18 protein-coding genes and 1 tRNA gene are annotated in these 16,869 nt (G+C 50.2%); 13 read left to right on the top strand and 6 right to left on the bottom strand.

The window, feature by feature from the left end:
* Positions 1-2: 2 nt before the first annotated feature.
* Positions 3-1,637, bottom strand: a complete 1,635-nt coding sequence (locus tag ACJ67_RS06580) for a CTP synthase (protein ID WP_049638389.1) — start codon at positions 1,635-1,637, stop codon at positions 3-5.
* A 131-nt stretch (positions 1,638-1,768) separates the two neighbouring features.
* Here ACJ67_RS06580 and ACJ67_RS06575 point away from each other — a divergent pair, with 131 nt between their 5' ends.
* Positions 1,769-2,608 carry an NAD(P)H-hydrate dehydratase gene (locus ACJ67_RS06575; protein WP_049638388.1) on the top strand — a complete coding sequence of 280 codons (840 nt, stop codon included), beginning with the start codon at positions 1,769-1,771 and terminating at the stop codon, positions 2,606-2,608.
* Between the two features lie 7 nt (positions 2,609-2,615).
* Here the strand turns inward: ACJ67_RS06575 and smpB are convergent, their stop codons facing one another.
* A complete protein-coding gene (gene smpB / locus ACJ67_RS06570) occupies positions 2,616-3,071 on the bottom strand; it encodes an SsrA-binding protein SmpB (RefSeq protein WP_049638387.1) in 456 nt (151 codons plus the stop codon).
* Between the two features lie 83 nt (positions 3,072-3,154).
* Here smpB and ACJ67_RS06565 point away from each other — a divergent pair, with 83 nt between their 5' ends.
* Both ACJ67_RS06565 and ACJ67_RS06560 read left to right on the top strand, forming a co-directional pair.
* Positions 3,155-3,589: a type II toxin-antitoxin system RatA family toxin gene (locus ACJ67_RS06565; RefSeq protein WP_049638386.1), complete on the top strand. Its 435-nt coding sequence runs from the start codon at positions 3,155-3,157 to the stop codon at positions 3,587-3,589.
* Positions 3,590-3,592: 3 nt separating this feature from the next.
* The gene (locus ACJ67_RS06560) at positions 3,593-3,916 is read left to right on the top strand and encodes an RnfH family protein (RefSeq protein ID WP_049638385.1); all 324 of its coding nucleotides are present in this window, start codon (positions 3,593-3,595) and stop codon (positions 3,914-3,916) included.
* A 14-nt stretch (positions 3,917-3,930) separates the two neighbouring features.
* Here the strand turns inward: ACJ67_RS06560 and ACJ67_RS06555 are convergent, their stop codons facing one another.
* A complete protein-coding gene (locus ACJ67_RS06555; protein WP_049638384.1) occupies positions 3,931-4,407 on the bottom strand; it encodes a DUF4124 domain-containing protein in 477 nt (158 codons plus the stop codon).
* Positions 4,408-4,548: 141 nt separating this feature from the next.
* Here ACJ67_RS06555 and guaB point away from each other — a divergent pair, with 141 nt between their 5' ends.
* The 10 genes from guaB to ACJ67_RS06505 all read left to right on the top strand — a co-directional run bounded on the left by guaB (position 4,549) and on the right by ACJ67_RS06505 (position 14,626).
* Complete coding sequence (gene guaB, locus ACJ67_RS06550; protein WP_049638383.1) at positions 4,549-6,009, top strand: IMP dehydrogenase; 1,461 nt, start codon at positions 4,549-4,551, stop codon at positions 6,007-6,009.
* A gap of 118 nt (positions 6,010-6,127) precedes the next feature.
* On the top strand, positions 6,128-7,735 hold the full coding sequence (gene guaA, locus ACJ67_RS06545; RefSeq protein ID WP_049638382.1) for a glutamine-hydrolyzing GMP synthase: 1,608 nt from the start codon (positions 6,128-6,130) through the stop codon (positions 7,733-7,735).
* Positions 7,736-7,779: 44 nt separating this feature from the next.
* Complete coding sequence (trpS, locus tag ACJ67_RS06540; protein ID WP_049638381.1) at positions 7,780-8,799, top strand: tryptophan--tRNA ligase; 1,020 nt, start codon at positions 7,780-7,782, stop codon at positions 8,797-8,799.
* A 17-nt stretch (positions 8,800-8,816) separates the two neighbouring features.
* Positions 8,817-9,314, top strand: a complete 498-nt coding sequence (locus ACJ67_RS06535; protein WP_049638380.1) for a GreA/GreB family elongation factor — start codon at positions 8,817-8,819, stop codon at positions 9,312-9,314.
* Positions 9,315-9,326: 12 nt separating this feature from the next.
* A complete protein-coding gene (locus ACJ67_RS06530; RefSeq protein ID WP_049638379.1) occupies positions 9,327-9,929 on the top strand; it encodes a nitroreductase family protein in 603 nt (200 codons plus the stop codon).
* A gap of 93 nt (positions 9,930-10,022) precedes the next feature.
* Complete coding sequence (locus ACJ67_RS06525; protein ID WP_018985505.1) at positions 10,023-11,618, top strand: ABC-F family ATPase; 1,596 nt, start codon at positions 10,023-10,025, stop codon at positions 11,616-11,618.
* A 119-nt stretch (positions 11,619-11,737) separates the two neighbouring features.
* On the top strand, positions 11,738-12,187 hold the full coding sequence (locus ACJ67_RS06520) for a Spy/CpxP family protein refolding chaperone (protein ID WP_049638378.1): 450 nt from the start codon (positions 11,738-11,740) through the stop codon (positions 12,185-12,187).
* An 82-nt stretch (positions 12,188-12,269) separates the two neighbouring features.
* Entirely contained in the window at positions 12,270-13,040 is a 771-nt protein-coding gene (locus ACJ67_RS06515; RefSeq protein WP_049638377.1) for a response regulator, read from the top strand.
* A 9-nt stretch (positions 13,041-13,049) separates the two neighbouring features.
* On the top strand, positions 13,050-14,435 hold the full coding sequence (locus ACJ67_RS06510) for an ATP-binding protein (protein ID WP_049638376.1): 1,386 nt from the start codon (positions 13,050-13,052) through the stop codon (positions 14,433-14,435).
* 100 nt (positions 14,436-14,535) lie between these two features.
* Positions 14,536-14,626: transfer RNA gene (locus tag ACJ67_RS06505), tRNA-Ser, on the top strand.
* 69 nt (positions 14,627-14,695) lie between these two features.
* Here the strand turns inward: ACJ67_RS06505 and ACJ67_RS06500 are convergent.
* The 3 genes from ACJ67_RS06500 to galU all read right to left on the bottom strand — a co-directional run bounded on the left by ACJ67_RS06500 (position 14,696) and on the right by galU (position 16,828).
* Positions 14,696-15,082 carry a BLUF domain-containing protein gene (locus ACJ67_RS06500; RefSeq protein WP_049638375.1) on the bottom strand — a complete coding sequence of 129 codons (387 nt, stop codon included), beginning with the start codon at positions 15,080-15,082 and terminating at the stop codon, positions 14,696-14,698.
* Positions 15,083-15,407: 325 nt separating this feature from the next.
* Positions 15,408-15,953 carry a hypoxanthine-guanine phosphoribosyltransferase gene (locus tag ACJ67_RS06495; protein ID WP_049638374.1) on the bottom strand — a complete coding sequence of 182 codons (546 nt, stop codon included), beginning with the start codon at positions 15,951-15,953 and terminating at the stop codon, positions 15,408-15,410.
* Positions 15,954-15,958: 5 nt separating this feature from the next.
* On the bottom strand, positions 15,959-16,828 hold the full coding sequence (gene galU, locus ACJ67_RS06490) for a UTP--glucose-1-phosphate uridylyltransferase GalU (protein ID WP_049638373.1): 870 nt from the start codon (positions 16,826-16,828) through the stop codon (positions 15,959-15,961).
* Between the last annotated feature and the right edge of the window lie 41 nt (positions 16,829-16,869).

Here is a 16,869-nt window from a genome sequence, read left to right as displayed (position 1 = left end):
CCTTATTTTTTGGACGCTTTTTGTGCCAATGCAGCTTGCACATAGGCTTTAAATAATGGGTGGCCGCTACGTGGGTTCGATGTGAACTCCGGGTGGAACTGACAAGCTAGAAACCATGGATGGACGGCCTGCGGCAACTCAATCATTTCGCACAACTCTTCACGCGGAGTACGCGCTGAAATCACCAGGCCAGCGGCTTTCAACTGGTCTACGTAATGGTTGTTGACTTCATAGCGGTGACGATGGCGTTCGTTGACCTCAGCGCCATAAATGCTGGCTGCCATGGTATCTGGCACGATAGGACAACTTTGGGCTCCCAGGCGCATGGTGCCGCCTAAATCAGAGTTCTCGTCACGCTTTTCTATCTTGCCGGAAGCGTCTTGCCATTCATCAATCAGGCCAATCAGTTTATGCTCTGCTTTAGGGTTGAACTCAGTACTATTGGCATCCTTGAGGCCCGCCACATTGCGTGCAAACTCAATAACAGCCAGTTGCATACCCAGGCAAATCCCTAGGTAAGGCACTTTCTGTTCACGGGCATAGCGGATCGCTTCAATTTTGCCTTCGGTGCCACGTACCCCAAAGCCGCCTGGAATCAGGATAGCATCCATGCCCTTGAGCGCATCAGTTCCTTTTTTCTCAATATCTTCACTGTCTATGTAGTGAATCTTGACCTTGGATTCAGTATGGATACCGGCATGAATCAGGGCTTCCGTCAGCGATTTATAGGATTCTGTCAGGTCTACATATTTACCGACAAAGGCAATATCGACGATTTCTTTTGGATTGGCTTGTGCATAGGTAATTTTTTGCCAAGCAGACAAATCTGCGGCCTTAGCGAGGATGTTCAGCTTATGGCAAACGATTTCATCCAGCATTTGCTCATGTAGCAAACCTGGAATTTTGTAAATAGAATCACTGTCGATGGCACTAATCACGGCCTCAAAAGGCACGTTTGTAAATAAAGCAATCTTGCGCTTTTCATCTTCGGGAATCTCACGTTCCGCGCGGCATAGCAGGATGTCAGGCTGAATACCAATTTCGCGCAACTCTTTTACCGAGTGCTGGGTAGGTTTGGTTTTTAACTCGCCTGCGGTCGGAATCCACGGCAACAAGGTCAAATGCACATAACATGCGTTGTTTCTGCCTTCTTCAAATCCCATCTGGCGGATGGCTTCGAGAAATGGCAAGGACTCAATGTCACCCACTGTGCCGCCGACTTCTACAATCGCCACATCCGCACCTTCGGCACCGCGTTTCACATGTGCCTTGATCTCGTCGGTAATATGCGGAATCACCTGTACGGTTTTACCCAGGTATTCACCACGGCGCTCTTTTTTGATCACGGTTTCGTAAATCTGGCCTGTCGTGAAGTTATTACGCTTGGACATTTTGCTGCTGATAAAGCGCTCGTAATGGCCGAGGTCGAGGTCAGTTTCAGCGCCATCATCGGTCACAAACACTTCACCGTGCTGAAACGGGGACATCGTACCGGGGTCAACGTTGATATAAGGGTCGAGCTTGAGCATGGTGACTTTGATACCACGCGATTCGAGAATTGCGCCAAGACTGGCGGCTGCGATACCTTTTCCAAGAGAAGAAACTACACCGCCGGTTACGAATACATATTTGGTCATGGATGAGGTACTTTGAGATTGTTACAGACGGGAGAACATTTTACCGTAAAGCCCCCTCGCCCACAATGAAGACTAGGGACAAAATCTTGCATGGTCTCGCCAATCTCAATTGACAGGCATACAATTCAGGCATGAGCACCTATGAATCCAATGCCCCATCCCTGTGGCAGCCGCTGCTGCCAAAACCTGACGCAAGCAGCCACAAATATAGCCGCGGTTATGTATTGATATATGGCGGCTACCCAACCACCGGCGCGGCCAGACTGGCTGCGTTTGCGGCTGCGAGGACAGGCGCAGGCATCACTGCCATCGCAGTGCCCGAGATCGCCTTACCCATTTACGCCAGCCAACTGCTGAGCATCATGGCCAAGCCGTACTCAACGGCAACGCAATTAGAAGAACTGATCACAGATAAAAGAGTGGGTGCTTTTTTAATAGGCCCCGGCGCAGGGGTGACAGAAGAAACCCGGCACAGCGCCATGACGATGTTAGACACAAAAAAGCCGGTGGTGATGGATGCTGATGCACTGACCGTATTCGCAGCACAGGCCGACCTACTCAAAACATCGATTAGCGGCCCCTGCGTCCTGACACCGCACGATGGCGAGTTTGAACGCCTGTTTGGCATCGCGCCTGGCAGGCAGCTTCATCAGCGCATTGCACAAACCTTGCTTGCAACCGCCCAAACGGGGGCAGTCGTATTACTGAAAGGCGCACAAACGGTGATTGCCGCGCCAGATGGGCGTTTGATTGTCAATGAACACGCGCCCGCCACATTGGCAACCGCCGGGGCTGGTGATGTATTGGCCGGCATCATTACCAGCCTGCTGGCGCAAGGCATGCCAGCGCTGGAGGCCGCCGCCACTGGATGCTGGATCCATAGTGAAGCAGCGAGAATGTTCGGGCTTGGTCTGATTGCGGAGGATATTCCGGAATATATCCCGGCAGTGCTAGAGCAGTTAATGGCGTAAAGGCGCTTTAACGCTCGCGCGCCTTGTTTTTAAGTAACTGGCTTTGCTCGCGCTTCCAGTCTTTTTCGCGCTCAACATCACGCTTATCATGCTGTTTTTTGCCTTTGGCCAGGCCAATCTGCACCTTGATACGGCCACGCGTAAAATGCATATCCAGGGGTACAATGGTGTAACCGGAGCGCTCTACCTTACCAATCAGCTTGGCAATTTCTTCGTTATGCAACAGCAACTTACGTGTTCGAATCGCATCAGGGCGAACATGGGTAGAAGCAGAGCCTAGAGGCGTGACATGGCAGCCGATCAGGTAAATTTCGCCACGCATAATCACCACATAAGCCTCTTTCAGGTTAATGCGGTTATCGCGAATGGCTTTGACTTCCCACCCTTCAAGCACAATACCGGCTTCGTATTTTTCTTCGATAAAGTAGTCAAAAAACGCTTTTTTGTTTTGCGCGATGGTCATAACGCTGGTATGCAGGCTTAAATCACTTAAAATAGCATTTTAACCCAAAACCCCATTTCGTTCCGGCACAACCGTTTAAGCCTATGGCGCAAGTAGAAAAAACCGTTTTAGTCATGCACTCCAGCGCAGCCATGTTTCAACTGGTAGACGCGGTGGAAGACTACCCCACCTTTTTGCCGTGGTGTGGCGGCAGTGAACTGATTGAGCGCACGGAAGAAATTACTCAGGCGACCATCCATATCCGCTATCACGGCTTGCAACAGCAGTTTACGACGCGCAACCGCAAACAGTTTCCCAACCGCATGGATATCAGCCTGGTGGACGGCCCATTCAAACAACTGACTGGTCACTGGCACTTCACCGCTTTGCGGGAAGACGCCTGCAAAATTGAGTTCAAACTGGAATATGTGTTTGCCAACAGCCTAGTAGAACGCATCATTTCGCCGGTATTCAGCCATATCGCTAATACCTTTGTCGACAGCTTTGTGAAGCAGGCAGATAAACTGAACTTGAAATAAACCATGCCACAAACGCAACCGGAAATGATCCAGGTAGAAGTCGCCTATGCCCTACCGCATGCACAAAGCATTATCGCGTTCGAGATCAGGCAGGGAACAACGGCAATGGATGCGATCTTGCAATCTGGCATTCTCAAAAAGCATCCGGAAATTTCCTTACCCACGATCGCCTTAGGCATTTTTGGAAAGAAAGTATCTGCCGACAAGATATTGCAGGCAATGGATCGCGTGGAAATTTATCGACCACTGCTCACAAACCCTAAGGAAGCGAGGCGACAGCGCGCCACTGCCAAAAATGGGAAGCATAAAACGCAACAGGTGAAGTGATTGACGCTTCTGGGTTATTCAGGTGGACAATTTTCGTCAATTTCCTGCTGCGCTCGCGCCAGCCCTTCCCTGATCTGGTCGTCACTCAGGAATTCTTTCTGGCCATTTTCATTAACACTTTGCATCCGGCCGCCAACTGCGTAATTACGGTAATTGCTGCGGGCAGCCGCGCAGTTTTGTGATCTTAACCGCTCTTGCATGAGCTTCAAGGCCTCAGCTTCTTGTGACTGGCCAGCAGCTTCACGATTGTCACCAGGCCTTTTCACTGGCGTAGCAACCTCTTCGGGCTGATATGCGTCGGAGCGCGTCAGCGGGATATCATTCGGCACGGTCGCCGCCTTGATTTTCTGCGTGCTGGCACCATTCGTTTTCGGGGGGACATCCGAATAATTCATCACCCCTTTTTCATCGCGCCACTTATAAATTTCAGCCCCTGCTGGCAGGCAGAAACACAAGCCCCACACCGCCATCAGTTTTAAAGTAATTTTCATCAAATTTGTCCACACGCTTATTCGAAAACCACCATGCATAAACCATGCCAGACCACTCGTCAGTGTCAGGAAAAAATGCAAAACGCTTTGTCAAGGCAAAACGAAATCGGTATAATTATATTTTGGAGATAAGGAATTCACATGCGTTTGTTGCAACAAGCTCTTACCTTTGATGACGTTTTACTCGTTCCCGCCCATTCGAATGTGATGCCTCGCGAGGTTGATCTCAGTACCAAACTGACAAAAAGCATCACCTTAAATATTCCACTGTTATCTGCGGCGATGGACACCGTCACCGAAGCACGCATGGCCATTGCCCTGGCGCAATTGGGCGGCATGGGCATTATTCATAAAAACATGTCGGTAGAGATGCAGGCATCTCGTGTTTCGCGCGTGAAGCGCTTTGAATCCGGCGTCGTCATTGACCCTGTCACTATCCACCCTGCCATGAGCGTCCGTGAAGTGATGGACATCACCAAACAACAAAAAATCTCTGGCCTGCCTGTTTTGCAAGATGGCAAAGTTGTTGGCATCGTCACTAACCGTGACCTGCGCTTTGAAACCAACTTGGATCAAGCCGTTAGCAATGTCATGACGCCACAGGATCGTTTGGTAACGGTACGCGAAGGTGCCAGCCGCGAAGAAATCATGGGCCTGCTGCACAAACACCGTTTGGAGCGTTTGCTGGTCGTGGGTGAGAACTATGAGCTCAAAGGCCTGATTACTGTTAAAGACATCCAGAAATCATCAGATCACCCATTGGCCTGTAAAGATGAAAAAGGTCGCTTGCGCGTAGGTGCTGCCGTGGGTGTGGGTGATGGCACCGATGAACGCATTGCCGCCCTGGTTGAAGCGGGCGTGGATGCGATTGTCGTTGACACCGCACACGGACACTCGCAAGGCGTGCTTGACCGCGTTAAATGGGCTAAGACCCGTTATCCTAAACTGCAGGTGATTGGGGGCAATATCGCGACAGCTGAAGCTGCACTCGCACTGGTTGACCATGGGGCTGACTGCGTTAAGGTAGGTATTGGCCCTGGCTCTATCTGCACTACCCGAATTGTGGCTGGCGTTGGCGTACCGCAAATTACTGCCATCAGTAATGTGGCAAAAGCGCTGGAAAAATCTGGCGTCCCCTTTATCGCTGACGGTGGCATCCGCTTCTCAGGCGACATTTCCAAAGCCATTGCTGCCGGCGCCTATAATGTGATGCTGGGTGGCATGTTTGCGGGCACTGAAGAAGCGCCGGGCGAAGTTGAACTGTACCAAGGCCGTTCTTATAAGTCTTACCGCGGCATGGGTTCGATTGGTGCCATGCAAAAAGGCTCTTCTGACCGTTACTTCCAGGACAATACTGCGAACGCTGACAAACTGGTGCCAGAAGGCATTGAAGGGCGAGTGCCTTATAAAGGCAGTGTCGTAGCAGTGATTCACCAGTTAATGGGCGGCCTGCGCGCTTCCATGGGTTATGTTGGTTGTTCTACCATTGAGCAAATGCGTAACAAGGCTGAGTTTGTACAAATCACCAGTGCCGGTATGCGCGAATCGCACGTGCATGATGTGCAGATTACCAAAGAAGCGCCTAACTATCGTATTGATTAACAGTATTGATAAACGCGACTGACTCCATTTTTAATTTAAGCCACAGAGGACACAGAGCTCACAGAGAATCCCTTCTCTCAGACTCTGTGTCCTCTGTGCTCTCTGTGGCTAACAAAACATGTCTCACTCAAAAATCCTGATCTTAGATTTCGGCTCACAAGTCACCCAGTTGATTGCCCGCCGTGTGCGCGAAGCCCATGTCTATTGTGAAATTCATCCTTGCGATGTTTCTGACGAATTTGTACGCAACTTCGGTGCCGATGGCATCGTGTTAAGTGGCAGTCATGCCAGCGTTTATGAAGAAGAAACGGACAAAGCACCGCAAGCTGTGTTTGAGCTAGGCGTACCGGTATTAGGCATTTGCTATGGCATGCAAACCATGGCGCAGCAATTAGGCGGCAAGGTTGAGGCAGGCCACAAACGCGAGTTTGGCTATGCGCAGGTACGCGCACGCGGCCACTCTGCCCTGTTCCGCGATATTCAGGATGCCACCAACGCTGAAGGCCACGGCCTCATTGATGTGTGGATGAGCCACGGTGATAAAGTCACTGAGTTGCCACAAGGCTTTAAAGTGATTGCCAGCAACGAGACCACGCCGATCGCCGCCATGGCGGATGAAGACCGCCGTTTTTACGCCGTACAGTTTCACCCGGAAGTCACCCATACAAAACAAGGCCAGGCCATGCTGGAGCGCTTTGTATTGGACATTTGCGGTGCAAAAGCAGACTGGATCATGGGCGATTACATCACTGAAGCCGTCGCCAAGATCAAAGCCCAAGTAGGTGATGAAGAGGTGATTTTGGGTTTGTCTGGTGGTGTAGACTCATCTGTGGCTGCTGCCCTGATTCACCGTGCCATTGGTGACCAGCTCACCTGTGTCTTTGTCGACCACGGCCTGTTGCGCCTCAATGAAGGTGATATGGTCATGGAAATGTTTGCCGGCCGACTGCATGCCAATGTGATCCGCGTCGACGCCACTGAGCAATTCATGAGTAAACTCGCTGGCGTCAGCGACCCGGAAGCCAAACGCAAGATTATCGGTGCTGAGTTTGTGGAAGTATTTAAAGCCGAAGCCGCCAAACTCAAAGCCAGCGGCGCAGGCCACAAAGGTGCAACCTTCCTCGCCCAAGGGACGATTTACCCTGACGTGATTGAATCCGGCGGCGCCAAATCCAAAAAAGCCGTCACCATCAAGAGCCACCACAACGTCGGCGGCCTGCCTGAACAGTTAGGCCTTAAACTGCTGGAACCATTGCGTGACCTGTTTAAGGATGAAGTCCGTGAACTGGGTGTGGCACTTGGGTTGCCACGTGAGATGGTCTATCGCCACCCCTTCCCTGGCCCTGGGCTGGGGGTCCGCATTCTGGGTGAAGTCAAACGCGAGTATGCTTTGTTGTTGCAACGAGCCGATGCCATTTTTATTGAAGAGCTGCGCAACACGGTAGACGCAGCGACGGGTAAAACCTGGTATGACCTGACCAGCCAAGCATTTACGGTGTTCCTGCCGGTGAAATCGGTGGGTGTCATGGGCGATGGCCGTACTTACGACTATGTGGTGGCCTTGCGCGCAGTCGTGACCAGCGACTTTATGACGGCGCATTGGGCAGAGTTACCTTATAGCCTACTCGGCAAAGTGTCCAACCGCATTATCAATGAAGTGCGCGGCATTAACCGTGTCGTCTATGACATTTCCGGCAAACCACCCGCAACCATTGAGTGGGAATAACCTTTAATTTTGATTCGAACTCACCTTACACAGAGAATAAAACGATGAGCACAAAATCCATCATCCTCACTGGCGATCGCCCTACCGGCCCGTTGCATCTGGGGCATTTTGTCGGCAGTTTGCGCAACCGTGTCAAATACCAGCATGAATACAAGCAATATGTGATGCTGGCAGATGCGCAGGCCCTGACGGACAATATGGATGACATCGACAAGGTACACCGCAATGTGGTGGAAGTGGCACTGGATTACCTGGCGGTGGGCATAGACCCCAAACTGTCGACTATCTTTATCCAGTCACAAGTGCCTGAGCTGACCGAGCTGGCGTTTTATTACCTGAACCTTGTCACCGTGGCGCGCCTGGAACGTAACCCGACCGTCAAGGAGGAAATCCGCCTGCGTGATTTTGAGCGTGATATTCCCGCTGGTTTTCTCACCTATCCGGTGAGTCAGGCCGCAGACATTACGGCATTTAAAGCAACACTGGTGCCAGTGGGCGAAGACCAGATCCCCATGATTGAACAAACCAACGAGATCGTTCGCCGCTTCAATCGCACCTATAAAAATGCGAGCACCAAACAGGAGATCCTGGTCGAAACCAAGGCCCTGGTGCCAGAATTAGGCCGCCTGCCTGGCATTGATGGCAAAGCCAAAATGAGTAAGTCACTGGGGAACGTGATCAATCTCGGCGCAACTGCGGATGAAGTGACCAAGGCAGTAAAACGTGTGTATACCGACCCGCTACACTTAAAAATTGAAGACCCCGGCCATGTTGAAGGAAATATCGCCTTTACCTACCTGGATGCCTTTGATACAGACAAAGCCGCAGTGGCAGAACTGAAAGCCCACTATACCCGCGGTGGCCTGGCAGACAGCATTGTGAAAAAACGCCTGGAAGCCGTGCTGCAAGAAATGCTGGAACCTATCCGCACCCGCCGTACCGAACTGGCCAGTGACAAAGGGTATATTTTGCAATTGCTGCGCGAAGGCACCGAGCAAGCACGCGAAGTCGCTGCACAAACCATGAGTGAGGTCCGCGCAGCCTTGGGCCTGACCTATTTTTAGGCGAAATTAAACACAACATGAGTCGCGGATTTGTAAAAGAGGATGATCTGGAGCTGGCAGGAACAGACCTACCGGAACGCCCAATCAGCCCGCATGCAAACTATGTGACGCCTGACGGCTTGCAGCAATTACAACAATCTGTCAAGACACTGGAAACACAGCGTCACGAGTTTACCGCGCGCAAGGAAGACCCTAACGCGCAGCAAAAGCTGGCTGAGATAGACCGCGACTTGCGTTACCTGATTGCCAGGCTGGAGTCGGCCCAGTTGGTGAACCCCTCGCAGCAACCGCGTCATACCGTGCTCTTTGGCGCGACAGTCACTGTCGAGGACGAAGAAGGCGAACAACAGTCGTTCAAAATTGTCGGGGAAGACGAAGCCGACATCGCGCAACATAAAGTCAGTTATGTCTCCCCACTGGCTAAAGCATTGCTAGGCCGTAAAGTTGGCGACAGCACACTATGGCAACGACCGGCTGGGGCAATGCAGCTGAACATTTTAACCATTGAGTATTGAATTAAAGGCATCATGAACGTATCACAAGCCATACAGGAACGTCGTTCGATCAAAGCGTACGATCCCAGTCATCGCATGACAGAAGCTGAAATACAGCAACTGTTGTCATTGGCGATGCTATCACCCACCGCTTTCAACATTCAGCACTGGCGTTTTGTGGTCGTGACTGATCCGGTGTTACGTCACCAGATTCGCGCTGTGAGCTGGAACCAGGCCCAAGTCACAGATGCTTCGCTGTTGATTATCCTGACAGCAGACTTAAAAGCCTGGGAAAAAGATCCTGCGCGTTATTGGGTCAATGCACCGCAACAGGTTAGTGACTACCTGGTCAAGGCTATTCACGATTATTACACTGATCATGACCAGGCCCAACGCGATGAAGGTATGCGTTCGGGCGGCATGGCTGCCATGACGCTGATGCTGGCTGCCAAGGAGATGGGATATGACACCTGCCCCATGGATGGCTTTGACTTTGACGCCGTGGCAAAACTGATTAATCTGCCGGCCGATCATGTACCGGTCATGTTTGTCGTGGTTGGCAAGGCTTTAGAAGCCGCCAAACCTCGCGGCGGCCAGTTACCCATGAATGAAGTCGTGATTTACAACACATTTTAATCATCGCCGCTTATGAATGATGGCCTTTTGCAGGCTTACTAAGAAATATTTTCCCTGCGTTGATGCGCAGCAAAACTTTTAAGAAGGTTGTTCATGTTAATTGCAAACAATATCACCATGCAGTTTGGCTCTAAGCCCCTGTTTGAAAACGTGTCTGTCAAGTTTGGTGACGGTAACCGTTATGGCTTGATTGGCGCCAACGGGTGTGGCAAATCCACATTCATGAAGATTCTGGCAGGCGTACTCGAGCCTACTAGCGGTAACGTCAGTCTGGACCCTAACGAGCGTATGGCCTTCCTGAAACAGGACCAGTTTGCTTACGAAGACCAGCGTGTGCTGGACGTGGTCATGATGGGTCACGAGCAAATGTGGAATGCGATGAAAGAGCGCGATGCCATTTATGCCAACCTCGAAGCCACTGAAGATGACTACATGCGTGCAGCAGAGCTTGAAGGCGTGTTTGCCGAGTATGATGGTTACACTGCCGAAGCGCGTGCAGGCGAGCTGTTACTTGGCGTCGGTATTCCTATCGAGCAGCATAACGGCCTCATGAGCGCTGTAGCGCCTGGCTGGAAGCTGCGCGTATTGCTGGTGCAGGCCTTGTTTGCCAATCCAGACGTGTTATTGCTAGATGAACCGACCAACAACCTCGATATCAATACCATCCGCTGGCTGGAAGACGTAGTCAATAATCGTGACTGCACCATGGTCATCATTTCGCATGACCGCCACTTCCTGAATCAGGTCTGTACGCATACCTGCGACATGGATTACGGCAAAATTACATCCTACCCTGGCAACTATGACGACTACATGGAAGCGAGCATTGCAGCCCGTAACCAGCAAGCCAAGGATAACGCCAAGGCCAAGCAACAGATTGCCGACTTGCAGGACTTTGTACGCCGTTTCTCTGCCAACGCCTCTAAAGCCAAGCAGGCCACCAGCCGTGCCAAGCAGATCGAAAAAATCAAGGTTGAAGAATTTAAACCTTCTAGCCGCCAGTATCCATTTATCCGCTTTGAATTTGACGACAGGGAAAAGCTGCACCGTAACGCCGTAGAACTCAAAAAACTGGGTCACGGTTTTGATAAACCACTATTCAACAATGTCGAAATGATTTTCGAAGCCGGTGAAAAAGTCGCCATTATTGGTGAAAACGGTATCGGTAAAACAACCTTCCTGCGCTGCTTAGCTGGTGATTTGCAACCTAAGCATGGCGAAGTGAAATGGGCAGAAAAAGCCAAGCTTGGCTATTTTGCGCAAGACCATGAATACGAGTTTGAAAAAGGTGAAGACCTGTTCGAGTGGATGACCGCGCAGCGCCAGCAAGGGGATGATGACAATACTGTGCGCAGTATGTTGGGCCGTTTGCTGTTCCCGACGGAAGCGACCAAGAAGTCCGTCAAAGTCCTCTCCGGTGGTGAAAAAGGCCGCATGCTCTATGGCAAACTGATGCTGGCTAAAACCAATGTATTGTTGATGGATGAACCAACTAACCACATGGATATGGAGTCTATCGAAGCGCTAAACACCGCGTTGGATAAATACAAAGGGACGTTGTTTTTTGTCAGCCACGACCGTGAATTCGTCAGCTCGATCGCCACGCGTATTATTGAAATCAAGGCCGACGGCATTGTCGACTTTACTGGTAACTACGAGGATTACTTGGCCAGCCAAGGCATCGCATAATCTCCCTAATCAGCGATACATTCCGATACACAGCCAGCACGATCAGACAAACACCCGATACATTCGGGTGTTTTAATGTCACCATTGCAATGTTGCAATGATGATTGAAAGGAAACATCATGAAACTGAAAAAACTGGCATTGGCAGGACTTCTGGTATTGGTGTGTGGCACCGCTTTTGCTGAACATGGTCAGGGTTGCGGTAAAGGCAAATTTGATCATGCAAAATGGCAGGAACACCGCCTGGAGCATTTTGAAAAACACCAGGACAAATTGCACACGATTTTGCAATTAAGCAACGCACAGGAAGCGGCCTGGAAGACTTATCAGGCACAAATCAAACCTCAGGATAAAGCTGAACATCCTGACGTTGCAGAGCTGAATAAACTCAATACCCTGCAACGCCTGGATAAAATGGAAGCTTGGGATAAAGAGCGTGATTTGCGTCAAGCTGAGCGAGCCAAAGCGATTCGTACTTTCTATGCACAATTGAACGATGCGCAGAAAAAAGCCTTTGATGAAAATGCATTTCCCCAGCATTCCCATCATGACAAACCACATCACGAATAAACCACGATTGGTTTGATAAATACAACCGGCCACAACGGCCGGTTTTTGTGCTCAAATACTCAATTTAAAGCCAGAGATTTTTATGAATGACGGCCATTCCGAGACACATGTACTGGTGGTAGATGACGATGATGCGATTCGTGAGCTGTTGTGTGACTTTCTGCAAGACAATCAGCTGACCACCCATCAGGCAGCCAATCATGCACAAATGTGGCTTGCCTTGCAGCAACAAACACCAGATGTGATCATTCTCGATATCAATATGCCGCAACGTAACGGCATAGAATTGTGTCGAGAGCTGCGTGAATCTCCCAAGTATCGCCTTTTGCCCATTATCATGTTGACAGCACGCACCAGCTCCCTGGATACCATCATGGGCCTGGAAACTGGGGCTGATGACTACGTAGCCAAACCATTTGAACCCTTGGAACTCTTGTCCCGCATCCGCAGTGTGATTCGCCGCTCTCGGATGCAATCAGACTATCAAGCTGGCAAAAAAGCCAATGATGAGGCGGTTGACAGTGGCATTCTGCGTGTCATTGAGTTTAACGAGTGGAAACTGGATATCCAAAACCGCACATTGATAGACCAGAGCAATACCAGCATACCACTCTCCAATGCCGAGTTTAAATTCCTGCGCTTCATGTTGTTACACGCCAACCGCACCTTGAGCCGTGATCAACTGATGGAAGAAATGCATGGACGTGAAGCCGGACCATTTGACAGGTCAATAGACTTACAAATCAGCAGATTAAGACAGAAACTTGAAGTGGATACTAAGAATCCATCCATGATCAAAACATTGCGCAATGAAGGTTATTTACTCACCGCGGATGTCCGCTACCTTAAATAAGAGCAATCCATGATTAAAAAATTATTGGGCGCAATGTCGGTCCGCATTTTCCTCATTGCCATCATCGGTATCCTGCTGACAGCTACCGTGGTCAGCATGTTGGGACAACGCGATTTCCGCGAGAACGAAACACGCATGCGTGACCAGTTTGCCTTTGACCGTATTGAAAGCATGATCCGCATTCTGGAAGCGACCGTCCCCGAAAAACGTGCTGAGATACAAGACGTATTCAAGCGCATGGGCAGTCATGTCACCATCGGCGTACAACCACCACAAAATGCGCCTGTGCTACCAGCAGAACTCGCCAACCTCAACAACCTGTTGGTGCCAGAAGTCGCCGATTTGATCAGCCTGTCGAAACCCAGCCATTGCGCACCACGCAGAGGTCCGCCACCGCCACCCCCTTCTGCGTTTGGGAGCCCGCCGCCTCCACGCCCTCACGGTCAGTGCCTGGCAATCTATACGCATTTAGAAGACAACACGCCCATATTGATTGAAGTGCATTATGGAAGCCATCGTCCGCCAGGCGGACCGCCACACGAACGTAACCCAATGGCTATCTTGCTCGCATTGCTTGGACTGATCAGCATTATCTGGGCGGTGGCTTATGTTGCAACCCAGCCCTTGCGCAAACTGGCAAATGCGGCGCTGCAACTGGCCCATAACATTGAGCATCCGCCTTTAGCAGAAAATGAAGGCTCAACCGAAGTACGCCATGCTGCTAAAGCCTTTAACGAAATGCAACGCAGCATCCTCAAGCATATCCAGGAGCGAGGTTTTATTCTCGGTGCGATTGCGCACGACCTGCAAACCCCCCTTACCCGTTTACGGTTAAGGCTGGAAAAAGTCAAAGACCAGGAACTCAAGCAAGGCCTGATCAAAGACCTGACTGCCACACAGGAAATGGTCCGTGAGGGCCTGGACTTTGCCAGGTTATGTGGCGAGAACATCCACAAAAGCAAAATTGACATGACAGCGCTGGCAACGGCTGTATGTGATGATTTTGAAGAAGCCGGGGTTACCATCGACAGCCAATTATCCACGCAATCAATCACGATATGGGGCTCTGCACACTTACTCACTCGTTGCCTGACCAATTTACTGAATAACGCCACCGCGTATGCGAAAACACCCAAGCTCTCTCTCTACACTGAGGGCGAACACGTCATTTGCATCATTTCCGACGATGGCCCTGGCATCCCTGAGCAGGAACTTAGCAACGTACTAGAACCATTCCGCAGGGTAGAAGACTCGCGCTCGCGCCAGACAGGTGGTACCGGGCTGGGTCTTTCAATTGCGCGTATGATTGTTGAAAAACATGGCGGCAAGCTATCATTAAGCAACAAGCCACTGCCCGCTACAGGCCTGGTGGTTGAAATCAGGCTACCACTGTAATCACGCCAATCGAGATAGATTTTTGTTGAATGGCATAGGCGCCACAGTGTAGACTAGCGCCCTTGTCTAAGCTTGTGTTTACCGGCGCAAGACAGCATCAGGAGAAGTGGCAGAGCTGGTTGAATGTACCTGACTCGAAATCAGGCATACGTGAAAGCGTATCGGGGGTTCGAATCCCCCCTTCTCCGCCAGACATCAAAAAGTAGTCAAATCTTGGATTAAGCTTCTGTTTAAATACACAAGCAATGAAGCGCAGCCAATTACTCGACATCCAGACGGCTGATCGTTTGCTTAAAGATATCGACTGAAAAATCAGCGGCGGAGATGCAGCTTTCAATATCAATCTCATTGTCACTTATATCAATGTAGCCCATTCCCCAGTCATCATATAACCTGCCTTCCTGATGACCCGTCAGTACCACAATGATGTTTTTGTGGCGTTTATCTCGCTGAATGTTATGCCATAGCACATCAACAGCTTCTTCCTGCCCTTCAAAGTACTGGGTGAAATTGAGCCCGTCAAATAACAACACCCCTGTAATGCCATGAATACTATTCTCTGTTCTGGCCGTTCTGACAATAGCGGGGACAGCCATCACGTCATAATGCTCCTGGTTCAGAACACTTGTGTACAAAACAAATTTCATTGGCAGCCTTTAGTTTTTTGATGTTTTAGGATAGTAGCAGTTTTGCGCAAAACAATTGTAATAAATCTACTTAACACTTCATCTCGTTGTAAGGCGCTATTTGATCGCACACAGAAATTGAGGAGCCATCCTGCCGTTTTACAGAGGTCGATGGAATTGATTTTGGCATTATCCGAGATAGCTGACTATCGGGGACACAGGCAGCAATATTGAAAAAAAGTATTTTTCCGTCACGCAAGACTTACATTTAGACAGAGCAATAGCTACTCATGATGACTAAGATATCCCGCTGTGAGCAGTGATGGCAGTTGATAATTAAGAAGCGCTAGGTGAGTGCGCGGATTTCTGGCAAGTTCCGCCACCAGCCATATACGTCCATGCCACAACCAAATACGTAGCGGTTTGGCACTATCAGGCCCACCACATCCGCCTGTAAGGGTTTTTGCAGACCATTGTCTTTTTCCGTGAGTACAGCCGTCACAACTTGGCGGGCACCCGCTTCACGGCAATACTGCACGACAGCCGCCAAGGTGATCCCTTCATCGAGAATATCATCAAGCACAATCACTGTTTGCCCGGCAAGGTCCAGCTCAGGCTGTTTGCTCCAGACAATTTCATGACCCGCTGTTCCCTGGTAACGGTTGGCTTGCAAATAATCAAGCCGGGCTGGTAACGACAAGCGGCTCATCAGCTGTCCCGCCAGATATAGCCCGCCACGCATGACGCATAACAGCACCACAGATTCTGCACTCACGCTTTGTTGCAATTGGATAGCCATGCGGTCGATGGCGGAATTGACTTCCGATGCTGTAAACACAACATCAGAATGCGCCATCCAGAATGATGGCGCCTGGTTCTGGGGTGCTGTCATAAGGATTAGAAGTTGAGTGTTTTCAGGTAGGCTTTAAAACTATCGGCAATTTCCGGGTGTCGCAGCGCCAGCTCAACGTTTGCCTGCATAAAGCCCAGCTTGCTGCCGCAATCATAACGCTTACCTTTGTAACGATAGGCTTTTACCTTTTCATATTGCATGAGGGCGGAAATACCGTCAGTGAGTTGAATCTCGCCGCCCTTGCCTGGTTTGACATGTTCCAGGCAATCAAAAATACGTGGACTCAGCACATATCGGCCTACCACTGCCAGGTTAGAAGGCGCCTCTTCCGGTTTTGGTTTTTCCACCATGCCCTTAACTTCAAGCAGGTCATCCGTTTCAGCAATGGCATCTACCACCCCATAACTGCTGGTTTCTTCAGGAGCCACTGTTTCAATTCCCAGGATAGAGCACTGATGTTGATCATACACATCAACCATTTGCTTGGTGATGGAAACATCGCCGCACAACAGGTCATCCGCCAGCAACACGGCAAATGGTTCATCACCCACCACTGGTTTGGCGCATAACACTGCATGACCCAAACCCAAGGCTTGTGACTGGCGGATAAACACGCAGCTCACACCTTTAGGCAAAATACTGTGCACGATGTCCAGCAGCTTTTGTTTGCCAGCCGCTTCGAGTTCGGCTTCCAGTTCATAGGCTTTGTCAAAATGGTCGGCAATCGAACGTTTATTTCGGCCTGTGATAAAAATCAGCTCGGTCGCGCCAGCAGCAATGGCTTCTTCAGCCGCATATTGAATCAGCGGTTTATCCACGACAGGCAGCATTTCCTTGGGACTGGCTTTGGTCGCTGGTAGAAAACGCGTACCGAGACCTGCAACAGGGAAGACTGCTTTTGTAATTTTTTTCATGGTCGTATCCTAAAAATCAAAAGTAATTATAAAAAATATGC

This window comes from Methylophilus sp. TWE2, assembly GCF_001183865.1.
Classification (GTDB): Bacteria; Pseudomonadota; Gammaproteobacteria; order Burkholderiales; family Methylophilaceae; genus Methylophilus.
The sequence above is the reverse complement of the archived record's forward strand: the minus strand, read 5'-3'. Positions and strand labels throughout refer to the sequence as shown.

What these genes read in the sequence shown, in the direction of transcription:
- ACJ67_RS06530 (WP_049638379.1), top strand. Translation starts at nt 9,327, where the DNA reads ATGAACGTATCACAAGCCATACAGGAACGTCGTTCGATCAAAGCGTAC.
- ACJ67_RS06535 (WP_049638380.1), top strand. Translation starts at nt 8,817, where the DNA reads ATGAGTCGCGGATTTGTAAAAGAGGATGATCTGGAGCTGGCAGGAACA.
- guaA (WP_049638382.1), top strand. Translation starts at nt 6,128, where the DNA reads ATGTCTCACTCAAAAATCCTGATCTTAGATTTCGGCTCACAAGTCACC.
- ACJ67_RS06575 (WP_049638388.1), top strand. Translation starts at nt 1,769, where the DNA reads ATGAGCACCTATGAATCCAATGCCCCATCCCTGTGGCAGCCGCTGCTG.
- ACJ67_RS06500 (WP_049638375.1), bottom strand. Translation starts at nt 15,082, where the DNA reads ATGAAATTTGTTTTGTACACAAGTGTTCTGAACCAGGAGCATTATGAC.
- trpS (WP_049638381.1), top strand. Translation starts at nt 7,780, where the DNA reads ATGAGCACAAAATCCATCATCCTCACTGGCGATCGCCCTACCGGCCCG.
- galU (WP_049638373.1), bottom strand. Translation starts at nt 16,828, where the DNA reads ATGAAAAAAATTACAAAAGCAGTCTTCCCTGTTGCAGGTCTCGGTACG.
- ACJ67_RS06520 (WP_049638378.1), top strand. Translation starts at nt 11,738, where the DNA reads ATGAAACTGAAAAAACTGGCATTGGCAGGACTTCTGGTATTGGTGTGT.
- ACJ67_RS06510 (WP_049638376.1), top strand. Translation starts at nt 13,050, where the DNA reads ATGATTAAAAAATTATTGGGCGCAATGTCGGTCCGCATTTTCCTCATT.
- ACJ67_RS06560 (WP_049638385.1), top strand. Translation starts at nt 3,593, where the DNA reads ATGCCACAAACGCAACCGGAAATGATCCAGGTAGAAGTCGCCTATGCC.
- guaB (WP_049638383.1), top strand. Translation starts at nt 4,549, where the DNA reads ATGCGTTTGTTGCAACAAGCTCTTACCTTTGATGACGTTTTACTCGTT.
- ACJ67_RS06495 (WP_049638374.1), bottom strand. Translation starts at nt 15,953, where the DNA reads ATGACAGCACCCCAGAACCAGGCGCCATCATTCTGGATGGCGCATTCT.
- ACJ67_RS06555 (WP_049638384.1), bottom strand. Translation starts at nt 4,407, where the DNA reads ATGAAAATTACTTTAAAACTGATGGCGGTGTGGGGCTTGTGTTTCTGC.
- ACJ67_RS06515 (WP_049638377.1), top strand. Translation starts at nt 12,270, where the DNA reads ATGAATGACGGCCATTCCGAGACACATGTACTGGTGGTAGATGACGAT.
- ACJ67_RS06525 (WP_018985505.1), top strand. Translation starts at nt 10,023, where the DNA reads ATGTTAATTGCAAACAATATCACCATGCAGTTTGGCTCTAAGCCCCTG.
- ACJ67_RS06565 (WP_049638386.1), top strand. Translation starts at nt 3,155, where the DNA reads ATGGCGCAAGTAGAAAAAACCGTTTTAGTCATGCACTCCAGCGCAGCC.
- ACJ67_RS06580 (WP_049638389.1), bottom strand. Translation starts at nt 1,637, where the DNA reads ATGACCAAATATGTATTCGTAACCGGCGGTGTAGTTTCTTCTCTTGGA.
- smpB (WP_049638387.1), bottom strand. Translation starts at nt 3,071, where the DNA reads ATGACCATCGCGCAAAACAAAAAAGCGTTTTTTGACTACTTTATCGAA.